This is a genomic window from Sphingobium sp. GW821-FHT02B05 (assembly GCF_059421905.1).
On sequence record NZ_JBWKVW010000014.1, the window covers coordinates 1 to 19,242 of the forward strand.

At 60.5% G+C, this 19,242-nt stretch carries 23 protein-coding genes, 1 pseudogene and 1 riboswitch; of the genes and pseudogenes, 15 read left to right on the forward strand and 9 right to left on the reverse strand.

Translation table 11 applies throughout. The annotated features are described in order from the left end of the window. Positions 1 to 216, forward strand: a pseudogene (locus AC07UX_RS20185) (Fic/DOC family protein); the annotation flags it as partial. 73 nt (positions 217 to 289) lie between these two features. On the opposite strand, the gene AC07UX_RS20190 reads toward AC07UX_RS20185, so the two are convergent. From AC07UX_RS20190 to AC07UX_RS20205, 4 genes are all read right to left on the reverse strand, one after another. Continuing rightward, positions 290 to 922 carry an SOS response-associated peptidase family protein gene (locus AC07UX_RS20190; RefSeq protein ID WP_495193771.1) on the reverse strand — a complete coding sequence of 211 codons (633 nt, stop codon included), beginning with the start codon at positions 920 to 922 and terminating at the stop codon, positions 290 to 292. Between the two features lie 10 nt (positions 923 to 932). Continuing rightward, the gene (locus AC07UX_RS20195; RefSeq protein WP_495193772.1) at positions 933 to 1,070 is read right to left on the reverse strand and encodes a hypothetical protein; all 138 of its coding nucleotides are present in this window, start codon (positions 1,068 to 1,070) and stop codon (positions 933 to 935) included. Positions 1,071 to 1,334: 264 nt separating this feature from the next. After that, the gene (locus AC07UX_RS20200; RefSeq protein WP_495193773.1) at positions 1,335 to 2,597 is read right to left on the reverse strand and encodes a Y-family DNA polymerase; all 1,263 of its coding nucleotides are present in this window, start codon (positions 2,595 to 2,597) and stop codon (positions 1,335 to 1,337) included. Between the two features lie 4 nt (positions 2,598 to 2,601). Next, positions 2,602 to 3,033 (reverse strand): LexA family protein, encoded by a 432-nt coding sequence (locus tag AC07UX_RS20205; RefSeq protein WP_495193774.1) that lies wholly within the window; start codon positions 3,031 to 3,033, stop codon positions 2,602 to 2,604. A gap of 209 nt (positions 3,034 to 3,242) precedes the next feature. Here AC07UX_RS20205 and AC07UX_RS20210 point away from each other — a divergent pair, with 209 nt between their 5' ends. Continuing rightward, on the forward strand, positions 3,243 to 3,824 hold the full coding sequence (locus tag AC07UX_RS20210; RefSeq protein ID WP_495193775.1) for a DUF2971 domain-containing protein: 582 nt from the start codon (positions 3,243 to 3,245) through the stop codon (positions 3,822 to 3,824). A 24-nt stretch (positions 3,825 to 3,848) separates the two neighbouring features. Here the strand turns inward: AC07UX_RS20210 and AC07UX_RS20215 are convergent, their stop codons facing one another. After that, complete coding sequence (locus tag AC07UX_RS20215) at positions 3,849 to 4,451, reverse strand: recombinase family protein (RefSeq protein ID WP_495193776.1); 603 nt, start codon at positions 4,449 to 4,451, stop codon at positions 3,849 to 3,851. A 96-nt stretch (positions 4,452 to 4,547) separates the two neighbouring features. On the opposite strand from AC07UX_RS20215, the gene AC07UX_RS20220 reads away from it, so the two are divergent. The 4 genes from AC07UX_RS20220 (at position 4,548) to AC07UX_RS20235 (ending at position 7,696) form a co-directional block, all read left to right on the forward strand. Further along, positions 4,548 to 4,766 carry a hypothetical protein gene (locus AC07UX_RS20220; RefSeq protein ID WP_495193777.1) on the forward strand — a complete coding sequence of 73 codons (219 nt, stop codon included), beginning with the start codon at positions 4,548 to 4,550 and terminating at the stop codon, positions 4,764 to 4,766. Further along, positions 4,763 to 5,623: a replication initiator protein A gene (locus AC07UX_RS20225; RefSeq protein ID WP_495193778.1), complete on the forward strand. Its 861-nt coding sequence runs from the start codon at positions 4,763 to 4,765 to the stop codon at positions 5,621 to 5,623. The genes AC07UX_RS20220 and AC07UX_RS20225 overlap by 4 nt, the downstream gene beginning before the upstream one ends. Positions 5,624 to 6,072: 449 nt before the next feature. Further along, entirely contained in the window at positions 6,073 to 6,903 is an 831-nt protein-coding gene (locus AC07UX_RS20230) for a helix-turn-helix domain-containing protein (protein WP_495193779.1), read from the forward strand. A 472-nt stretch (positions 6,904 to 7,375) separates the two neighbouring features. Next, positions 7,376 to 7,696 (forward strand): single-stranded DNA-binding protein, encoded by a 321-nt coding sequence (locus AC07UX_RS20235; protein ID WP_495193780.1) that lies wholly within the window; start codon positions 7,376 to 7,378, stop codon positions 7,694 to 7,696. Here AC07UX_RS20235 and AC07UX_RS20240 read toward each other — a convergent pair. After that, positions 7,693 to 7,854 carry a YlcI/YnfO family protein gene (locus AC07UX_RS20240; protein ID WP_495193781.1) on the reverse strand — a complete coding sequence of 54 codons (162 nt, stop codon included), beginning with the start codon at positions 7,852 to 7,854 and terminating at the stop codon, positions 7,693 to 7,695. The two genes, AC07UX_RS20235 and AC07UX_RS20240, sit on opposite strands and share 4 nt — an antisense overlap. A 335-nt stretch (positions 7,855 to 8,189) precedes the next feature. Here AC07UX_RS20240 and AC07UX_RS20245 point away from each other — a divergent pair, with 335 nt between their 5' ends. The 8 genes from AC07UX_RS20245 to AC07UX_RS20280 all read left to right on the forward strand — a co-directional run bounded on the left by AC07UX_RS20245 (position 8,190) and on the right by AC07UX_RS20280 (position 15,975). Continuing rightward, complete coding sequence (locus AC07UX_RS20245; protein ID WP_069064575.1) at positions 8,190 to 8,930, forward strand: ParA family protein; 741 nt, start codon at positions 8,190 to 8,192, stop codon at positions 8,928 to 8,930. A 41-nt stretch (positions 8,931 to 8,971) separates the two neighbouring features. Further along, entirely contained in the window at positions 8,972 to 9,928 is a 957-nt protein-coding gene (locus AC07UX_RS20250; RefSeq protein ID WP_495193782.1) for a ParB/RepB/Spo0J family partition protein, read from the forward strand. 149 nt (positions 9,929 to 10,077) lie between these two features. Further along, a complete protein-coding gene (locus AC07UX_RS20255; protein WP_495193783.1) occupies positions 10,078 to 10,683 on the forward strand; it encodes a hypothetical protein in 606 nt (201 codons plus the stop codon). Then, on the forward strand, positions 10,683 to 11,786 hold the full coding sequence (locus tag AC07UX_RS20260; protein WP_495193784.1) for a relaxase/mobilization nuclease domain-containing protein: 1,104 nt from the start codon (positions 10,683 to 10,685) through the stop codon (positions 11,784 to 11,786). The genes AC07UX_RS20255 and AC07UX_RS20260 overlap by 1 nt, the downstream gene beginning before the upstream one ends. Before the next feature lie 120 nt (positions 11,787 to 11,906). Continuing rightward, positions 11,907 to 11,977: riboswitch (Fluoride riboswitch) on the forward strand. Between the two features lie 23 nt (positions 11,978 to 12,000). Continuing rightward, positions 12,001 to 13,389, forward strand: coding sequence for a voltage-gated chloride channel family protein (locus AC07UX_RS20265; RefSeq protein WP_010339505.1), 1,389 nt, complete (start codon positions 12,001 to 12,003; stop codon positions 13,387 to 13,389). Next, complete coding sequence (locus AC07UX_RS20270; RefSeq protein WP_008830660.1) at positions 13,382 to 13,783, forward strand: DUF190 domain-containing protein; 402 nt, start codon at positions 13,382 to 13,384, stop codon at positions 13,781 to 13,783. The genes AC07UX_RS20265 and AC07UX_RS20270 overlap by 8 nt, the downstream gene beginning before the upstream one ends. Before the next feature lie 74 nt (positions 13,784 to 13,857). Beyond that, on the forward strand, positions 13,858 to 14,595 hold the full coding sequence (locus tag AC07UX_RS20275; RefSeq protein ID WP_008830659.1) for a universal stress protein: 738 nt from the start codon (positions 13,858 to 13,860) through the stop codon (positions 14,593 to 14,595). A gap of 66 nt (positions 14,596 to 14,661) precedes the next feature. Continuing rightward, entirely contained in the window at positions 14,662 to 15,975 is a 1,314-nt protein-coding gene (locus tag AC07UX_RS20280) for a phospholipase D-like domain-containing protein (RefSeq protein WP_495193785.1), read from the forward strand. Positions 15,976 to 16,042: 67 nt separating this feature from the next. Here the strand turns inward: AC07UX_RS20280 and AC07UX_RS20285 are convergent, their stop codons facing one another. Genes AC07UX_RS20285 through copM form a run of 3 tightly spaced genes read right to left on the reverse strand, consistent with a single transcriptional unit; the run spans position 16,043 to position 18,320 of the window. Next, entirely contained in the window at positions 16,043 to 16,615 is a 573-nt protein-coding gene (locus AC07UX_RS20285; RefSeq protein ID WP_008830657.1) for a DedA family protein, read from the reverse strand. Next, positions 16,612 to 18,048, reverse strand: coding sequence for a YVTN family beta-propeller repeat protein (locus tag AC07UX_RS20290; protein ID WP_008830656.1), 1,437 nt, complete (start codon positions 18,046 to 18,048; stop codon positions 16,612 to 16,614). Before AC07UX_RS20290 ends, AC07UX_RS20285 begins: the two co-directional genes overlap by 4 nt. Then, complete coding sequence (gene copM / locus AC07UX_RS20295) at positions 18,045 to 18,320, reverse strand: CopM family metallochaperone (protein ID WP_428976926.1); 276 nt, start codon at positions 18,318 to 18,320, stop codon at positions 18,045 to 18,047. The genes AC07UX_RS20290 and copM overlap by 4 nt, the downstream gene beginning before the upstream one ends. 290 nt (positions 18,321 to 18,610) lie before the next feature. Here copM and AC07UX_RS20300 point away from each other — a divergent pair, with 290 nt between their 5' ends. Continuing rightward, positions 18,611 to 19,207 carry a uracil-DNA glycosylase gene (locus tag AC07UX_RS20300; protein ID WP_008830654.1) on the forward strand — a complete coding sequence of 199 codons (597 nt, stop codon included), beginning with the start codon at positions 18,611 to 18,613 and terminating at the stop codon, positions 19,205 to 19,207. Positions 19,208 to 19,242 lie beyond the last annotated feature (35 nt).

A 19,242-nucleotide genomic window follows, 5' to 3' on the forward strand; every position in this document is an offset into this window, starting at 1 on the left:
ATGGCCGACAGCCGGTTGGCAGCGGCACAGGGCATCGTCGATGCTGCCATGCAGACTGCCCGTGAGCGCGGAGAAAGCGCACGTATGGTCGTTTCCATCGGGGAATCCACCCGCCAACTCGTTGCCGACCGGATCAGAACGGGCAGCGCACTGGATACGCAGCTTGGAGACGCACCGTCGCCGGTGCCGCCATCCAGCAAGGATTGGAGCCGGTAGGGCTAGGGATCGTGCCAGCGCCGGGAAGGCGTGATGTAAGCCCTGCAATTCGCGGCGAAACAGGATCGAACGCCTACCGTTCGTTTCTTCGCGTCGGGAAGATCGGCCCGCGCACCGTCATCCTTTCCGCCTCGTAGGGCTTCTGCAGGGCAGCAATGTCTGCATAGGAGCCGCGTAGCCAGGTATCTATGTCGTCGGTTTCAAGGATCGTCACCATGGCCTTGGGATGGATCGGGGCGACCAATGCGTTCGGAGCGCACGTGACCATCGTGAAGCCGTTCCCAATTTGCGTGCTTTGCCAGAATCCGGCGACCGCAAAGACAGGCTGATCGGTCACACCGAACCACATCTCGCCCTTGAGAGGAGGCTTCCCGTCTCCCAGGTCATGTTTGTCAGGGGTGAACTCGCAAAACTCGGTGAGCGGCACGATACAGCGGTTTTCTGGCTTTTCTGCCAGCTTGCGCCATTGCGGAAGGTCGAGCTGGCGCACGTTGGTCATGGGCCACGCCGCCTTCCCGCCAAGAACGTCCCAGGTCATTACGTCCCATGCGCGTTCGCCGCTCTGTTCGCGGATGACATAGCTACGGCCCTTGGGCCGTAGCTCACCCGGATCGAACCGATTATCGCGTGGCCGTTCGCTGAAAAGCTTCTGCGCCGACCCAAACAGGGTTTCCGGCTCTCCCCTCATTCGGGCGCGATTGCACATCGCAGCAGTCTCAGTCGTCGAACGCCTTCTCGCGGATCGCAGCAGCAATCTGCGCGAGAAGGTCAATCACCCGAGGGTCTTCCTCGCCTTCCGAAAAGGCTTCGACGATCCGTGCCGCGTGTTCGAGATCATCCGATGGCTGGCTCATGGGTCAAAGGTGCCTGATTGTCGGTGGACTGGCAATGCGGATTGCATCGACCGAAGCCGGCATGTGGCCCCGTTGCGCCATTAACACCGCACTTAATCCCTGAATTGCGAAGCTAAATAGAATGTAACTTCAAGATTAGGGAGGATGATATGACAGCTATATTGTATGTGATTATTGCGATTTGCTATCTGCTGCTAGCGATAGGACACTAAAACGAGCGAGCCAGTCAAGCGACTGGCTCAATCGCGCCGGCAGGCGGGCACTCTATCGCGCCACAGGGATTTCGCTGATCTGCGTCGTCCATGCAGGGCTTTTCTCGGATCGCTTCGTGTCGAACGACCGTGCGCCGCATCCTTGTGCGGCGAGCACGATGGTATTGCGGCCAAAACGGGAGTTGATCCCATCCATCGCCGCCAAAAGGCCGGGAGCCTTGGGATCGGGCTGCGCGAACAGGTCTGCTTGCCCTTCTCCCTCTGGCGTCAGATCCTCAAGCAGCACGCCACACTTGGTATAGACCCCTCCAGGCTGAAACATCGCGTCCATCATCTTTCCCGCGATACCGACAATCACACGCGGATCATTGGTGGGCGGGGACAGGCGCGTCGTGCGCGAGGCGGAGGGCGGGTTGGGCCGATAGCGTGAACCATGGGCGAACGCGATCAGCCGCCCTGCTGCCAAACCCTGTGTGCGGATCTTCTCGGCCGCGCGCGCTGCGCGCCGCGCCATCGCCTCGCGCAATTCCGCCGGATCAGTAACAGGTTCGCCGAACTGGCGCGTCACCGCCGTCGCCTTCAACGGCTCCGGGGCGACCTTGAAATCGTCGCATTCCACGCCGCCCAGCTCGCGCACAAGGCGCTCCAGAACGACAGTGCCGACTTCACGCGCAACGGCGGGCGGCAATGCAGCTAGATCCGCGGTTGTCCTGACGCCCAACGGACGAAGTCGCGCCTCCAGCGCGCCGCCGATGCCCCATACCTCGCTCACAGGCCATTGCTGAAACAGGCGTTGCCGCAACTCGATGTCATGCAGGTCGACCACTCCGCCCCACACCTTTTCCGTGGCCTTCGCGAGCGCGTTGGCGACCTTCGACAAAGTGCGGGTCGGACCAAGCCCAATGCGGGTCGGCAAGCCGACTGAACGGGCAACGTCATCACGGACGTTATGCGCCGCCATCACATCACCCATGCCGTTCGGCAAAACCGGGAGCCTGAAGAAACTTTCGTCGATCGAGTACACCTCCACCATATCGGCATGCTCGGCGATCACCGCGTTGAAGCGCCGGTTCAAATCTGCGTACAGTTCATAATTGCTGGACCGCAGCGCTATCCCGTGGCGCTTGATCCGATCGCGCATCTTGAACACCGGATCGCCCATTTTGACGTGCAACGCCTTGGCTTCCTCGCTTCGAGCGATGGCGCAGCCGTCATTGTTGGACAGCACGATGACCGGCACGCCGCGCAGGGTCGGGTCGAACAACCGCTCTGCGCTCACATAGAAATTCGCGATGTCCACGATTGCCCACGACATGCGGCTATCGCCGATAGTCGCGAACGCCGGTCCGCACGACGCCCCATATCTCGATACCTTCAGCCGGCGTCGGCTCATAGCATTGCTGGCTGTTACGGGCTTCAAGGAGGATTTTACCGCGCCGCTGGACAAGCTGGCGACATACGAAACCGCCATCGACGATGGCGATCACGATATGCCCTTCGACTGCGCGGGTGTCCCGATCGACGACCACGACGTCGTTATCGTGGATTCCAGCATCGATCATGCTGCTACCGCTGATTCGAAACACGAAACTCGCAGCACGGTCGAGCCGCAACAGCTCGATCAGGCTGATTGCATCATCTTCCCAATCTTGGGCGGGGCTTGGAAAGCCGGCTCCTGCTGCGCCTACGATGCGAAGAACGGTCCCCTTCGGTGCGTCGGCAAGCGGGACCGGCTGCATCATCGGCAGCATGTATGATTCCCTTCAAGCCCCTTATAGCGCGCATGAGAACGAAAAGTGAACATATAGATTTGTATTCAGTGTGGACGAGTGTTGGTCGGCCCCATATGGCGCTTGCTAAGCTCTGAATATCATGTGGGGAATGCGGTGCGGCTCTATCATTTCGTCAATCGGAAATATGGATTGGCCAACCTTGCCAACCGCCGGTTGAAGATTGCCCGGTGGAACGATCTGAACGACCCATCGAACTTGCCGGGGCGATCTTCGCGGACAAGGATCTGCGCAAGGAAATGCGCCGCATCAAGGACGAGATCCATGCCGCGATGGGCATGCTTTGCTTCAGCAAGAACTGGAAAAATCCTGTCCAGTGGAGCCACTACGCTGACAACCATAGAGGTATTTGTCTGGGTTTCGATGTCCACGACGATCTATTGCAGGAAGTCGATTATGTGACCGAGCGTGTTGAATGCACGCTGGCAGAAATTCAGGAATCATCGGACAAAGAAACGCATGAAAATCTAATTCATGTGATGATGGCAACGAAATATGTCGATTGGCGCTATGAGCAGGAAGTACGAGTGTTTTCCATGCTCAAGAACGAAGATGATGGATTGTTCTTCCAGAAATTCGATCAGGACGTCGTATTGCGTGAGGTGATTGTCGGCGCCAGGTCGGACGTGTCACGCGCTGATATAGCGCAGGCGCTGGGCACACACGCGCAGGGCATCGATGTCTGCAAGGCGCGCCTGGGCTTCAACAGGTTCGAGATCGTCAAAAACCAAGACGGCAGCCTCTGGAAGTGAAAAGGCCGGTCGATCTTTCATATGTCAGGCGGTTGCCGAAGCGTGGTCGACGCCAGTTTCCGCATTGATCGCGTCCTGCTCCGGCGCGGGAAGGTGCCTGTATAATGTGGCGACCGACACGCCGATCGTCGGCGCTATCTCTCTGGCAGTCATTCCCGAGGCCAGGAGCTTTCGCGCGGCCTCGATGCGCTTGGGGGTCATCACTGTCTTGCGGCCCCCTACCCTGCCCTCGCGCTTTGCCACGATCAGCGCGGCCGTCGTGCGCTCACGTACCAGATCGCGCTCCATTTCGGCCATCGCTGCCATGATGTGAAAGACGAGTTTGCCGGCAGTGCCTGCCGTGTCGATCCCATCAGTGATGGAGCGCAGGCCAATCTTGCGCTCCGCCAGTTCGGCGGCGAGATCTACCAGTCCTTTCATCGTTCGGCCGAGCCGATCGAGCTTCCATACCACCAGTACGTCCCCCGCTCGCGCGTGAGACAGCGCATCCGTCAAACCGGCACGGTTGGCTTTTGCGCCACTGGCCTTGTCGGAAAAGACCTTCTCGCACCCCGCCTCATTGAGCGCGACGAGCTGGGGAGCAAGATCCTGCTCCGGAGTGGAGACGCGGGCATATCCAATCAGCATTGATTGTTCTCAAAACTCATCTGCGATGCCTAGCACGAGACTTTTATTTTGCGAAAGTGTTTTGAGACGCGCTTATCGGCTGCTACACGTTCTCACATGATGGCGCTTCAAAAACGATCGTTTGCGAGACAAGCCGGCGGGTCTTTGAGCATAACGGTCGCCGAAAGCACGAATGCCCACGGCGAGATGTGGCAAACGGTCGTCGAAAGCACGATCTTTGAACCCTCAACGGCCTGTAATCCCCGGCCAACCGACGTGATGAGCTGGAATCTTCGTGTTTTTGGCGACCAATCGGCACAGGGAGCGATGGCGTGAGCCAAGAACCTTCCATGCAAGGCGACCTGTTCGCTTTCGATAGCCCGCTGCTGACTGAGGTGCGCGGCGAGCGGTCGCTGATGGCGTTCCCCTTCTTTGCGCTCAGCAAGACGAAGTGGACGAAGCCGCTCGAATATAAAACAGAAGCGGTATCGATCGAGATCGTCTGCACGCCAAAAGGCGTCGCGACAATCTACGATAAGGAAGTGCTGCTTTATATCGCGAGCCTCATGGTCGCGAAGCTGGACGCTGGTGAGCAGGTATCCCAGGATTTCTTCTTCACTGCCCATGATCTTTTCAGAGTAACTGGCGTTAGCGGCTCATCGCGATCCTATACTCGCCTTTCCGATGCTCTGGAACGCCTGCAAGGTACTCAGATCAAGACGAATATCGAGGCCGGCGGGGAAGGTCAGGCGGGGTTCTTCTCGTGGCTATCGGATGCCCAGCTCCACTACACCAAGACCTCCAAGGGCGACAAAAGGCTCAAGGCCATCAAGGTCCGTCTGTGCGACTGGCTCTATCGTGCGATCCTGCGCGATCGGCGCGTACTCGACTATGATCCGACCTATTTCCAGCTCGGCCCAATCGAACGGCGGCTTTATGAAGTTGCGCGCTCAGCCTGCGGGCATGGACCGATCGAAGTGGAACTGGAAGAACTTCGGTTGCAGACCGGCTATCAAAGCTCGCTCAAGCATTTTCGTTATGAAGTGAAGCGCGTAGCTGACGAAAGCAGCATTCCGGGCTTCCTGTTCGACTTGGTGGATCGTGTCGAAACTGCTGGTGCAACTCGCGCCCGAAAGAATGCGGGCGCAACCAGCGTGAAGATTACGCCGAAGCTACTGCTTCAGAGCGCCTGATCCAACTCCCTTCTATCTCCCGCGAATCACGTTGCAGCTTCGGCGTCGGAACGGTCGCCGAAAGCACGAAACACGGTCGTTGAAAGCACGAACGTCGGTCGTCGAAAGCACGAATGGCGGCGCAAACGGTCATCGAAAGCACGAATTTTAGTGCCGATCGGTCATCGAAAGCACGAATCCTAACGGTTTAATCAAGCCGCCCATTCGGCCACAAATATGGCTGCGCTGATTGCATCGTGCGTCAGCAAAGCGGGGATCGGCTGTGACCACCTAAAACGAATGCCCGGCACGAAGGCCGGGCACCCTGGAACGTGATGAGCGATGCTTGCAGGCATCGATCGGGACGTAAGACATCCTCCTCATACCTGTTCCTGAGCTTTGGTTCAAGGGAGCGTGCTTCGCGCCACGGATGAGTTTTGCCTGGTCCAGTCTCCATTCGGAGGTGGAATATGGCTCTATCACTAGGCGACGCTGCGTTGTCAGCGTTGGGCGGCATGGTGTCGACGCGCAAACCCGCACGGTCGGGCGCGCAGCATCGGACCGGCGCGCCCGTTCGGCGTGACAGCGCCGAGGCGGGCACGTTCGAAGAGACATTCTTTGCTGTTCCCGCAAAGGGGGAGACAGATCGCCTCCTTCATGTGGCCCGCAGAACGCTGGATGCAGGACGCCGCTTGCGTCGTGATGCGCGCAGCGGAGCCAGAGAGCTGACCGCAGCAGAACGCCTTATATCTCGCCTCACAGCGAGCGCGGTGCGTGTCTATGAGGAAATCCTGACATTGGCACGGCTCAATAAGGGACGTGTCTATCCCAGCTACGACCATCTATCGGCCGCGACGGGCCTTGGCCGTGCGACCGTCGCAAGAGCACTGACGATCCTAGAGACAATCGGCTTTGTCGTGAGGCAGCGTCGTTTCAATCGCGTAGCGAATGAAGGGGCTGGGCCTCGCTATGAGCAGACATCCAACGCCTATCGGCCGCTGTTGCCAGAGAAGGTGCTCGCATATCTCCCGCGCTGGCTGCGTCCCGCACCTGTCCCGGAGGACGAAATCCAGCGCCGCATCGACCATCAGGAAGATGCCCAACTCATGCTCAAATCATTATCATGCCGCGATCTCGCGGAAACAGTCGTTGATGGGCCATTGCGCAAGATACTGGCCAAGCTGGGTGCGGCTATAGATGGTCGAGAGCGTGAGTCTCACAATGATCCTGAACCGCTAACTGATTCATATATAAATAGGGTCAAAGGAGTTGGCCTAGTCGGCCAACGCTCTAACGCCTGACGGCGACCATGCGGATAAGTCACTCTCCACCAACAATGTCACACACGAGGCAAGCTCAGGACGCGCCGGCTACGCCGTCGCGAATGCTCCCCAGCGGGAGCAGGCGGCTTGGGCAGCGCCAAAACGCTATTGCTGTGCTTGGCGAAACGTCGAAATCGATGCTCAGTCGAACCACAGCGCCTGTTTTGGCGAACAGTGCGTTACTTCATCCCTCGATCTATCGACCCATGCCGTCATGCCAACCCGATAGACTTACATCGCCCGCGAGAAATGGCACTCTCGTCCCTGCTTCACTCGGCTGTTCCTGAGTTGATGGGCATATGGGCGCTGGCCGCCTCATACGATCAAGTGAATAACCGCTGCGCTACGGTTTCCGCCACGCGGAGCCTCCGTTTTTTCACTGGATCGCGGCGGCTGCGCGCCCTTTCAATTCCCATCAGGAACGAGCCTGATCGATTGTAAGGACAAGATCATGCAGAACATCGCAGAGTTTCGGATCATCGGACGGGTCGGCAAGATCACCGAGTATGACAAGGTGACGAAGGTCAGCGTCGCCTCCAACTACAACCGCCAGGACAATGGCGAATGGGTGACGGACACGCACTGGAACGAGGTTTCGCTATTCGGCAAGATGATCGAGCGCGGCGCCAAGGCTCAGAAAGGCGACTTGGTGCATATCGCCGGTCGGCTTCGCCAAAACTCCTACGACACGCCCGAGGGCCGTCGCTACACCGTGGAGGTTATCGCCGACGGTTTCGCAGTTCTGGCCAAAGGCGCTGACGAAAGAAGTTAAGTCCGATCGGGGCCGCCTACCGGCGGCCCTTCCCTACGGCGCAATTCCAGCTCGACCGCTTCGCGCATGAAGTCGGCCTGGCTTTCACCCTCGCGCAGTATGGTCTTGATACGATCAAGTGTGCCCTTGGGAAAACGCGCGATCGTCTTATCCTCCATTGGAGGGCGACCGACAGATCGGATCTTGCTAGACGTCATCCAATGCCCTAATTACCGATACCGCATATTGACCGTATTAGCGGTATCGTATATTAGAGCGATTGCCTTTTATCAAGGTGTGACGGAGACGAGTGATGTGGGACAATCTACTGACGATCGGGCTATTTGTCCTGATTGCGTGGGCTATCCTCTCCAGCGATAGCAAATATCGCGGCGCTCGTACTTGGAGCGGTGACACCCCCGATGAGGAGGGCCGACGCAATACGCGCACGGATTCCAATTATCGTGGCTATGACCATTGGAATAACAACCGTTCGGATCGGGGCCTCTAACGCGTGCGGACCATTGCTATTAACGTAGAGAAGGGCGGCGCCGGTAAAACCACGATCGCCTGCCATCTGGCTTGGCTTCTGGCCGACGCTGGACATCGCGTTCTTGTGCTCGACCTTGATCGCCAGTGCAATGCCACCGATGCGCTCAGCGATTTCGAAAGCTTGGGTTCGTGCAAGCCGCTCTTTGAAGCGGACTATGCCGCTCCTGCCGAGCTGCCTCGGCTCGCGATTTACTCCAATCGGATGGGGGGCGAATATGATGCCTCCTATCCGACGGCACTTGGCAACGTGCGGAAGAATTTTCCGGTACTCAATCCGCACTTTGATTTCTGCATCATCGACACGCCGCCGTCGTGGTCATGGATCAACTTCGCCGCGCTGCTGATCTGCGACCATCTGATTGTTCCGGTCGAACTTGGACCTTTCGGCCCTGCGGCGACGAAGCAGGTGTCGGATTCGATCGCAACAGTGAACCAGCGGCGCACCAAGCCTATTCATGTTGCTGGCCTGGTTCCGAACCGGGTGCGGCCGAATGACAGCCATCAAATGAAGATGCTTGAAGCGCTCAAGAGCAAGGTCGGGAAGAACCTCTTCACCAACTATCTGCCTGAGCGCGCGCATTACAGCCAGGCTATTCAGGAGCATGTGCCGGTATGGCGGTTCGGCAAGGATGTGCGCAGTTCGTTGCCGCCTATGCGTGCTTTCCTTGAAGAAGCCATGACCCGGATCGGGAGCGAGGGATAATGGATTTCGACAATTTCGATGTCTTCGGCGAAAAGGCCGCTGTGGCCGATGCCGATCGCGTCCTGCTGATCGAGCCGGAACTGATCTATCCCGATCCTGAGAATGTGCGTCGCGAGATCGATCCGATCACCATCGACGAGATGGCGGAGACGATCAGCGAACGCGGCCAGCTTCAACCGATCACCCTCGCCCCTAAGGATGAGGACGGCCGCTACCGCATCCTCTTTGGCGAGCGGCGCTGGCGTGCTTGCAAGAAGCTCGGGATCAAAGTGCGCGCGATCGTCAGCAAGAGCGACGATCTATCCCAGGTTCGTATCGACCAGTTCATTGAGAACGACCAACGCGAGGATTTATCGACCGCCGACATGATCGCGTTTGTGACGGGTCAGGTGTCTCAGGGGCGCAACCTGTCCGAACTTGCTCGCCTAACTGGACGTAACCGCACGCTGCTGACCCGCTATCAGGGGCTGGCCAAAGCGCCCGACTATATCAGTGCGCTCTTTTCCGAAATTTCGATGCGGAGTGCTGTCGCACTGGCCCAGGCTGCGAAGAAGGATGATGCTGCGACGCGCGCTTTCGTGGCGAGTACGTCGGCGGAGGATATGACCGTGCTGGCCTGTGAGCGTTTCGCGCGTGACATGGGTGCGAAGAAGACCGCCACGCCTGCCGCTCCGTCGGTTGAGCCTGCTGCTGATGTCGAGCAGCTTGGCACAAGCGCGACCGCTCAACTCGCCGGCGATGCGACTGAAAGCGAAGCCCCGTTATCAACGGAAGAAATCCGCGACGCAGAAGTCGAGCGGGCGATCGAGAGCGCCCCTTCCCTGACCGTAGATGCACCCTCTCCTTCACCGGCTCCGGCGCGTACCGGCAAGTCAAAGCCCGCCAAGCAGAAGGTGGAGCGCCCAACTATCGAGATCGGCGGGCAGCGCGCGATCGTCGTGGAGGCCCTGCTACATTTCGACGGTGAAGAAGCTCCGCGCATTGTGAGCTGGCGGTAAGCGCAATTGCGTTTTCGGTCCTGGCACTTGCCGCACCGAGGCCTAATTTTTTCCTTCCGCGAAATTCCGACTTTCGAGCTTGATGGTGTGCCACGTGGCACACGTGAAGGCTGATTTAGGTGGGGGGATGTTGAATGGCAGGATAGGTCTTGCTGCGTTCAACGTATTACATTACCCTCCGTGTCATGTCCTCGATGCCGCAGCATTCATCCCCCACCAAGGATACTGCGATGCTCACGATGCGAATTGATCGTGAGTTGCTGGCAGCGTTCGATGCCGTCGCCGAGGGCAGGGGAGGGCGCAGTGCTCTCCTGCGTAATCTGATGCAGCAGGCGATGAAGCAGGTCGCCGATGCTCCCCAGATTTCGCCGCGTGCGCAAAGCGCCGGCAACCGCGTGTCGATAACACTTACCGATGCTGAGGCTGCGGTTGTAGATCAGCGCGCGGCGGAGAGGGGGGTAGATCGCGCCGGTTGGATCAAGGCGCTGGTTCGCCGCCATGTGGGATTGAAAGGGGCGGTCGATGACGGTCTGCGTGATGCAGTCGCCCCAGTTCGAATGCAGCTTCAGCGCATTGGGCGCAATCTCAACCAGGCCATGAAGGCGGGCAATGCTGCCATGATGGCGGATAGCGGACTTCAAATCGACCGCGAGCTGCGCCGGATTGCTGACATGCGCGAGCACATCAATGACCAAGTGGCGTTGCTAGGCGATGCCCTGCGCGGCGACCTCAGCTTCTGGAAGGTGGCAGACTGATGCCCTTCGGTGAGCATGAGGAAGAACTTTGGGAGGCGATGAAGCCCCGCTTTCGTCCTCGTCTCGTAAGTGACCCGAATGCCCGTTATGTGCGGAATCAGGTCAGGGGAACCGGCGTTGCCGCTATCCCCGCCGCACTGCGCGCAATCGACCGTTCGGCAAGGGCTACACTTGCGCGCGTCGTGCGCCGCACGCCGGAAGTGCTGGTGAAGGTTACAGGCCGTAAGAAGGGCGCCGAGCACCTTGCGGCTCACCTCAACTATATCGGTCGCAAAGGGGAAATCCCGCTCGAAACACGCGATGGCGAACTGATTTCGGGCAAGGGAGAAGCGAAACAGATCGCCGAGGAATGGTCGGAGGCATTGGCTTGGCGTCGCGGTGCAACCGTGTCGGCCGTATCGATGGTCTTTTCGATGCCCGCAGGGACAGACCCGGAGACGGTCAAGCAAGCCGTGCGAGAAACTGCGGAACGGCTCATTGGCGACAATCATGATTATCTCATGGCATTGCATACTGATACGCCGCGTCCCCATGTCCATCTGACGGTTCAGGCAGAAGGTCTTAACCACAAGCGGTTCGATCCTCGCCGGGAAGACCTGTTTCGTTTTCGGGAGGGGTTTGCCGAGGCGTTGCGCAGTCGTGGTGTCGAGGCGGAAGCAACGCCCCGCTATACTCGCGGGCAGGGAAGGGCGGGAACCAGCATGGCACTCACCCAGCTCCGGGATCGCATTCGCAAAGGAGTGTCCCGGCAGCCAACCGAAGCGGATATGCGACAAGCCCGAGAAGCGATGTTGATCGCGCTTGGCAAGGCGGAACAGCCTGCGTTTGTTGGTAAGTCGCGCGCGCGATGGGAAACCATTAAATCTCGCTATGGAGCCGCAGCGGATCGGCTTGACCAGAGCGGCAAGGACGAGGATCGCGTACTCGCTTGCGAGGTGCGGCTGTTCCTACGCGATCGCGCGGAAATAGATACGGTGGCGGACAAGGTTTTGCGGGATGCGGAGCGCCGTGTCCGGGCAGAACAAGAGCGCGGGAGAGGGCAGACCGGCCTCGATCCGGGTGTGCCACGTGGCACAGTTCCGCCGCCCTCAAAAACACGGTGATGACTGAGTTGGGCCGAAAGGCGACTGACAGCTTCCAGCGCAGGAGAGGCATGAAGTTGCCGTACAGATCCACCTCCGCATGCGTTGCTGCTTGACCAAACGCATTCGCCATACGATATGCGCCGGCAAGGCGATGGATTTCCGCCGGGCTTCGGCCGAACCGCCTTCGGGCTGATGATTCCTACCTGATGCGTTTTCGCAACAAGGAGGAATCGTGCGCGCTAAATTCGCAATATTGCTGTCGAACCTGAACGTCCTGACCTTTGTTCGGGACCGGCACGACCATGCTCTGTCCGTGTTGCGTTGGCTGGCGCTCCTTGTTCCCATGGCGGCGGCGGTGGGCAGTCTCTGCGCAGCCTTCCTCTGGAGCCTGGATATTGCCACGCGCACGCGCTTTGCGCATCCATGGCTGCTGTTCCTCCTGCCGGTCGGCGGGTTCGCGGTCGGGCTGCTCTATCATCTGTTTGGCCGCAGCGTCGAAGGCGGCAACAACCTGATCGTCGAGCAGGTCCATGAACCGGGCGGCGGCGTACCTTTGCGCATGGCGCCGCTAATCTTCCTCGGCACCGTTGTCACGCACCTGTTCGGCGGCTCGGCCGGGCGAGAAGGGACGGCTGTGCAGCTGGGCGGCAGCCTTGCCAGCGCCTTCGCCACGATGTTTCGGCTTGATGCCGAGAGTACCCGCATCATCCTGATGGCGGGTATTGCCGCAGGTTTCGGGGCCGTTTTCGGCACACCGCTGGCAGGCGCCGTTTTCGCTCTCGAAGTGCTGGCAGTCGGCCGTGTGGAATATCGGGCGCTGGTGCCGGTACTGATAGCTGCGATTGTCGGCGACTGGACCTGTCACCAGTGGGGAATCCACCACGGATTGTACCATATCGACTATCTCCAGCGCGCGGTCGGACCGATTGCCGTCGACCCGGTGCTTCTGCTCGAGGCGGGCGTTGCCGGTGTGGCGTTTGGACTGGTCGGCCTGCTGTTCTCCGAACTGTCGCACGGCTTCGGCGACTTCGTGAAGCGCCACGTCCGCTTCGGGCCGCTGCGTCCCTTCCTGGGCGGCCTGGCGGTGATCGCTCTGGTCTATCTGCTCGGTACGCGCGACTATCTTGGCCTCGGCGTCTGGGCGCCCGACGCCTCGACACCCACCATCGCCGGCTTTTTCGCGCCGGGGCCTGACTACTGGAGTTGGGCGCTCAAGCTGCTGTTCACGGTCGTGACGCTGGGCACCGGCTTCAAGGGAGGCGAGGTAACGCCGCTGTTCTTCATCGGCGCGGCGCTCGGCCACGCCCTTGGCACCCTATTCGGCGCTCCTGTCGATCTTTTTGCCGGTCTCGGGTTCGTTGCTGTCTTTGCCGGGGCAGCGAACACGCCTTTGGCCTGCACCATCATGGGCATCGAACTGTTCGGTGCTACCCATGCCGTCTACATCGCCGTAGCCTGTTTCGTCGCCTATCTGTGCTCAGGCCACAGCGGCATCTACCTGTCTCAGCAGATTGCCGTCCCCAAGCATCCGCGCATTTCCATCAGCCCCGGCATTACGCTGCGGAGCGTTCGCGCCGCGCGCCCTCAGATCACAAAGCAGGATCTTCGTAAAAATGACTGACACGGCTATTCTCACGTCCAGCGAGATCGGCATGCTGCGTATCTACATGGCGCCGCGTGATACGGCAGAGCCGCGCAAGGCATGGAAGCTGTGGTCAGCACGCCCGCTCTATCGTGAGCTTGTCGTCCAGGCCAAGGCTGCCGGTCTGATGAACGCCGTAGCCCATCATACCCATTACGGCTTCAGCAACCACGGGCCGGTGCTCGATCAGGGCGCGGAAACGAGCAATCCCTATCTGACCATGTGCGTCGAACTGATCGGCCACCGCGCCGATCTTGAACTGTTCTGCCAGCGGCATGCCGCCCTGCTGTCGACGAAGGTGGTCATCTACAAACAGCTCGAACATTGGTCGATCGAAGCCCCGGCAAGGCCGCATCAGGAGAGCAAAGCATAAAGATCCTTTCCGTCATCGTCGGAGCCGACAGCACTGCGACATGCCTCAATGCAGCCGTTCTCGCAGCGCAGAGCGTGGGGGACTGTACAATCGAAGCGCTGAATGTCGTGGTCGATCCCGGCCTGCTCGTTGCCGCCAGCGAAGAGGTCGATATGCAGCGTCTGCGCGAACATTGGGAAGGCACGGCCAGCGAGCGATCGGCCGCCTGCCACACGGCTTTCGTGGCATGGACCGCAGGAGCCGCCCAGGACGCGCCACCCGTTGCCTGGCGAACCATCGTTGGGGATGAGCAAGTCGTGGTGACGCAGGAGGCGAACAATGCCGACCTGCTGGTCGTGATCGCCCACGAGCGAAACATGGACGGCGGGGACGCCCTGCATGCCGCGCTGTTCGATAGCCAGAAACCGGTGCTGATCGTCCCGGTTTCCTGGAAGCCCCAGCCCGGTCAGAGCTTTTCGCGTGTGGCTGCCGGCTTGAGCGACTCCGATGCGGCAAGGCGCGCCATCGAGGCGGCCACGCCCTGGTTGGAAGGCGCCACTGACGTCACCGCTATTCGGATCGGCGATGCAGGTGATCCGGCGCTCAAGCTGGAAGCGCTGCTCGACGATGCAGGGATTGCGCACCAGCTCCACGTCGTGCCGCGCTCGCACGAAAACCTTGGTCAGCAACTCCTGACTGAGGCCCATCTGGCGGGAGCGGATATGCTTGTGACGGGAGCCTATCGGCATAACCAGCTGATCGAATGGTTCGCAGGCGGAACCACCCGGCACCTGCTCGCCAAGGCGGACATCCCGCTCCTGATGGTTCGCTAAGGTTGAAGGGGGCGTGATCTGACGGGCGCATCGACACGACGCAGCAGAGACAGGTAGCATCGCGCGATGATCTCCATCCCGAACCTGACGCTCGCTTATCTGCTGCTCGAATGGGCGATCCGGCTCATCATGGTGGTGGTCATTCCGGTGCGGCGTCCGCCCGAAGCGGCGCGCAGTTGGCTGCTTCTCGTGCTGTTCTTGCCGGTGCCCGCCTTCATCCTGTACCGCCTGATCGGCCGGGCCGCGTTCCCATCCTGGCGGCGGGACCGCTTCAGGCGGGCGGCGCCGGAGCGGGAGAGTGCCGGGCAGGCGCTGATGAGCAGCAAAAGCGCGCCTTCCCGGACAGCTGTGCTTGCACAATGGCTGGGCGGTTTTCCAAACTGTGGGGGCAACGCCCTCCATCTGCTTGAGGACTATGACGGCACGATCGACGCTATGGTGACGGCGATAGATGCAGCCCATGTTCGGGTGCATCTGCTGACCTACATCTTCGCAGACGACCGGACGGGACAGAAAGTCGCAGATGCCCTTGGCCGCGCACATGCACGCGGCGTCGATGTCCGCGTCCTGATCGATGCGCTGGGCTCGCGCCCTTGGGCAAAACGCAGCCTACCGATGCTGGCGGACCGAGGCGTCACTGCCCGCCTGGTCCTGCCGGTTCGCTTCGCGGCGCTTCGCCGTGCGCGAAGCGATCTGCGCAATCACCGCAAGCTGTGCCTGATCGATGGCAGGGTCGCTTTCGTAGGGTCGCAGAATATTGTGAACCGCGATTTCAAGCCCGGGATCGTAAATGACGAACTCGTAGCGCGGGTTGAAGGCCCGGTTGTCTGCGCGCTCGATGCGGTCTTTGCCAGCGACTTGTTCCTTGAGACCGAACAGACCATCGCGGCCTTGCCCGTGCCCGATGCCTCAGGCGCCTCAGAATTGCAGGCGATGCCCAGTGGGCCAGACTACCGCGTGCCCGGCTATGAGCGATTGCTCGTCGAACTCGTTCACGAGGCGCAAGAGAATATCACCATTGTCTCGCCCTATCTGATCCCAGACGAAGCCCTGCTGACCGCGCTCAAGAACGCGGTCGCACGCGGCGTCGCGATCGACCTCGTCGTTTCGCGTGTCGTGGACCAGCGGCTCGTGAACCTTGCCCAGCGATCCTATTATAGCGAACTGCTCGAGGCGGGCGTACGCCTCCACCTCTACCGCGACAGGTTGCTGCACGCGAAGAACGTATCGATCGATGGCCGCATCGCCGTCATCGGATCCAGCAATGCCGATGTTCGCTCCTTCATGCTGAATGCCGAGATCAGCCTGATCTTGCATGATGAAGCGTCCACCGGACCTCTCGCGGATGTCCAACGGGGATACATCCGCCGAAGCGACTGACTTTTGCTGGAGGAATGGCGTGATCGCCCGCGTGTTTCCCGCTTCTGCGAAAATCTAGCTCGCCTCGTCAGTCCTTTGCTGTGACCTCGCGCCTGCGGTGCCGGAAGTGTGCGGCGAGGCCGACGAGGAGCAGCACCGCGAGTACGGGCAGCAGAACATGGCCCACATCGCGGACGCGGCCAAAAGCAGCCTCGATGCCCTGACCGAACAGGTAACCCAGGGTCACGAAGACTGTCGCCCAGACCACGGCCGCCAATGCGTTGATAGCCATGAAGCGGGAGGCAGGAAGCGCGGTCGTGCCGATCGCGATGGGGCTGACAGTGCGCAGGCCATACAGAAAGCGGAAGCCGAACACGAACAGCACTGGCCGCTGCTCGAACACATCGATGGCGCGGCGGAACGCGGCCTTCTGCTGGACGCGCCGAACATAGCGATGATCGCGGAACCGGCGGCCGAGGGCAAAGAAGATCTGGTCCGCGATACAGGACCCGAGTGCTGCCGCCGCGATGGCCGCCGGGTACGCGATCAGGCCACGGTGGACCATCACGCCGCCCAGCACGACCACCGTCTCGCCCTCGATCCCGGCGCCGAGGAACAGAGCGGCAAGGCCGTACTGGCTAAGGACCGCTTCAAGCGTCACGGCTTCTGCCGCTGGACCACCGCGCCTGCCTCATCCGGCGCGCCGGAACGGATTACGAGGAAGCGGCGCTCTGCAGGCGCGGCGTCCTTGACGATCTGCCGGATCGGGCCAACCGCATTGACGATCGCCGCGCCTGCCGGATTGGTCATGAACTTGGCCAGCGGCTCGACTGTATCAGTACCATCCTGACGCGCCGCCAGACCCAGCGTAAAGGTCTGCTTGGGCGCCAGTCCGGCGACCGCGGCCTGCAGGATCTGCACCTGCCCCTGATCGAACAGCGACACCTGGCTCTGTCCCTGACCTTCCAGCACGACCTGCACTTTGCCCTGCGCCTTGGCGAGCGGCACGAGGTTGTCGAGGCCTTGCCCCGAAGGCACGGCGCCGGGCACATAGGCGACGCCCTGCGGGCCCTGTCCGATCGGGATCGTGGCAATGACCTTGTTCGTGGCCGTATCTATGACGGCGACTGCATCGTCATTTTCCAGCCCGACATAGATCCGGCTGCCATCGCCTGAGGGCCAGAGCCCATGCGGCAGCGCGCCGACCGGCACCGAGGCGACTTGTTCGAAAGTGTCGGTCCGGAAGACCTTGACGATATTCTGCGTGCCGACCGTTACATAGGCGAACTGGCCTTTAGCTGTCCTGGCGATGTTGACGTGGTTGGTGATCGGCCCGGTGTCGATCGTCTTCATCACGGCGAAGGGCGGCTTGGCGTCGAAGACCATCACCTTGCCGACGTCCTTGAGCGTCAGCCATACCTGCTTGCCGTCAGGCGTGGCGGCGATGTCGGGGCAGAAGGGGCTGTCCTGCTTCACGCGGCCAACGATGCGCTTTGACCTGGTGTCGATGACGACGGTTTCTGGCGAGAAGCTGGAACAGACGTAGCCATATTTCCCATCGGGCGAGAAGATCGTCATGCCCGGCCCGTTGGGGACAGCAATACGGCCCGTCTCCTTGAAGGTGGTCCCGTCGAGCACCGCTATATAATCCTCGCCGCGCACGCTCACCCAGGCTTCTCGGCCATCGGGCCGGAAGAAGGCTTCATGCGGGGAGCGCCCGACATAGGCGGTGTGCTTCACGGCATTGGTCGCGGTATCGATGAAGCTGACCGAGTTGGACCCGATCGACACGACCGCCAGGGTACGGCGATCAGGCGAGAAGCCCATGCCATGGACCAGAAGCTGACCGCGATAAAGCGGGCTGAGATTTGCAGGCGTGGGATCGCCGAGCTTGATGACCCCCAGCAGCGTGTTCGTCGACGGATCGATGACCGATACCGTGTTGGAAAACTGGTCCGAAGTGTAGAAGCGGTCCTGCGCACTGACTGCCCTGTCGGGCTGGGCATTGGGGACCTGCTGCGCAGATGCCGGGAGTGCGACCAGGGCAGCCGCTATCGGCAAGGTGCATGACACGATGCTCAGCGTCTTGTTCATTTGTCGTCTCCCATGTGATGATGCGCGCCGGCAGCGGGGCCGGTCTTTTCGGCGAGGATGTCCTGCATGACGGCGATCTCCTGCCGCTGCTCGACGATGATGCCCTGAGCCAGACGGCGCAGGCGTTCGTCTTTTCCATACCTGAGTTCCGCTTCCGCCATCTCGATTGCGCCCTGGTGATGGGGGATCATTATTGCCGCGAAGTCGCGGTCCGGGTCGCCCGATGGCGCATTCATCATCGCATGGTGCATCCGCTCCATGGAGGCTGCCATCTGGCTTGCGAAGCCATCGGGCGATGTCGCCAGTGCGGCCGCCGATGCTGTCGCCGCGCAAAGGCCGGCCAATCCCCATAGCAGTTTCAAGTGAAGCCCTTTCGTCATGGCGCTCCGGCGATAACGCCCACAGCGGACGCAAGTGTCATCGTCGCAGTGCGCAACGGAAAAAATGCGAGCTGCTGAGGAGCATGTGCGCCAACGCAGGCGTTGCCTATCGAACGGATGGCGCAACCGTCGCGATCGATCCAACCGATGATTTTTGTAGTTTCGACAGGATTTGACGATCAATGGTCTGGCTGGATGATCCCGCGTTGATCGCCGAACGCAAAGCGGCTCTTGGTGCGCCGCACATCGCGCCGCTGGAGATATGGCGTGAGGGGCTCGTTGGCGCAGGACACCCGGTGCCGCATTTCGACCCGTTCGATGGCGGCATAAATGCGCGCCTTCTCCTGCTTCTTGAGACGCCGGGGCCCGGGCCTGATCGCACTCGCTTCGTGTCGCGGGACAATCCGTCAGGCACAGCTCGGAACCTTCGCCGCTATCTTGAGGCTGCAGGCATTGGCCGAAACGACATCGTTCAGTGGAACTGCGTGCCCTGGATCGTCCACGCCCCCGGCGCCCGCAATCGCGCACTGCGCCGCGCAGAGATTGCCGAGGGTCTCGCAACGCTTCCCGGCCTGCTTGCGAAACTGCCGTGCGTGCGGGTCTGCATATTGGCGGGACGGGTGGCTGCAGGTGCGGAGGCGCTTATCAAAGAGGCGCGGCCCGATGTATCAATCATCACCATGCCCCATCCTAGTCCGGCCAATGTCTGCAACAGTCCTGATGTCGGCCAACGGATCGCGAGCGCGCTGGTGGCCGCCAGGACCGTACTAATCGAATGATCTTAAAATACGATTGGAATGATATAATCAATGCG

Coding starts and splice junctions, on each gene's coding strand:
- AC07UX_RS20235 (WP_495193780.1), top strand. CDS start 7,376: ATGCAGAACATCGCAGAGTTTCGGATCATCGGACGGGTCGGCAAGATC.
- AC07UX_RS20260 (WP_495193784.1), top strand. CDS start 10,683: ATGCCCTTCGGTGAGCATGAGGAAGAACTTTGGGAGGCGATGAAGCCC.
- AC07UX_RS20200 (WP_495193773.1), bottom strand. CDS start 2,597: ATGTCGTGGGCAATCGTGGACATCGCGAATTTCTATGTGAGCGCAGAG.
- AC07UX_RS20270 (WP_008830660.1), top strand. CDS start 13,382: ATGACTGACACGGCTATTCTCACGTCCAGCGAGATCGGCATGCTGCGT.
- AC07UX_RS20195 (WP_495193772.1), bottom strand. CDS start 1,070: ATGAGCCAGCCATCGGATGATCTCGAACACGCGGCACGGATCGTCGAA.
- AC07UX_RS20240 (WP_495193781.1), bottom strand. CDS start 7,854: ATGGAGGATAAGACGATCGCGCGTTTTCCCAAGGGCACACTTGATCGT.
- AC07UX_RS20280 (WP_495193785.1), top strand. CDS start 14,662: ATGATCTCCATCCCGAACCTGACGCTCGCTTATCTGCTGCTCGAATGG.
- AC07UX_RS20230 (WP_495193779.1), top strand. CDS start 6,073: ATGGCTCTATCACTAGGCGACGCTGCGTTGTCAGCGTTGGGCGGCATG.
- AC07UX_RS20205 (WP_495193774.1), bottom strand. CDS start 3,033: ATGCTGCCGATGATGCAGCCGGTCCCGCTTGCCGACGCACCGAAGGGG.
- AC07UX_RS20190 (WP_495193771.1), bottom strand. CDS start 922: ATGTGCAATCGCGCCCGAATGAGGGGAGAGCCGGAAACCCTGTTTGGG.
- AC07UX_RS20290 (WP_008830656.1), bottom strand. CDS start 18,048: ATGAACAAGACGCTGAGCATCGTGTCATGCACCTTGCCGATAGCGGCT.
- AC07UX_RS20300 (WP_008830654.1), top strand. CDS start 18,611: ATGGTCTGGCTGGATGATCCCGCGTTGATCGCCGAACGCAAAGCGGCT.
- AC07UX_RS20220 (WP_495193777.1), top strand. CDS start 4,548: ATGATGGCGCTTCAAAAACGATCGTTTGCGAGACAAGCCGGCGGGTCT.
- AC07UX_RS20215 (WP_495193776.1), bottom strand. CDS start 4,451: ATGCTGATTGGATATGCCCGCGTCTCCACTCCGGAGCAGGATCTTGCT.
- copM (WP_428976926.1), bottom strand. CDS start 18,320: ATGGCAGCCTCCATGGAGCGGATGCACCATGCGATGATGAATGCGCCA.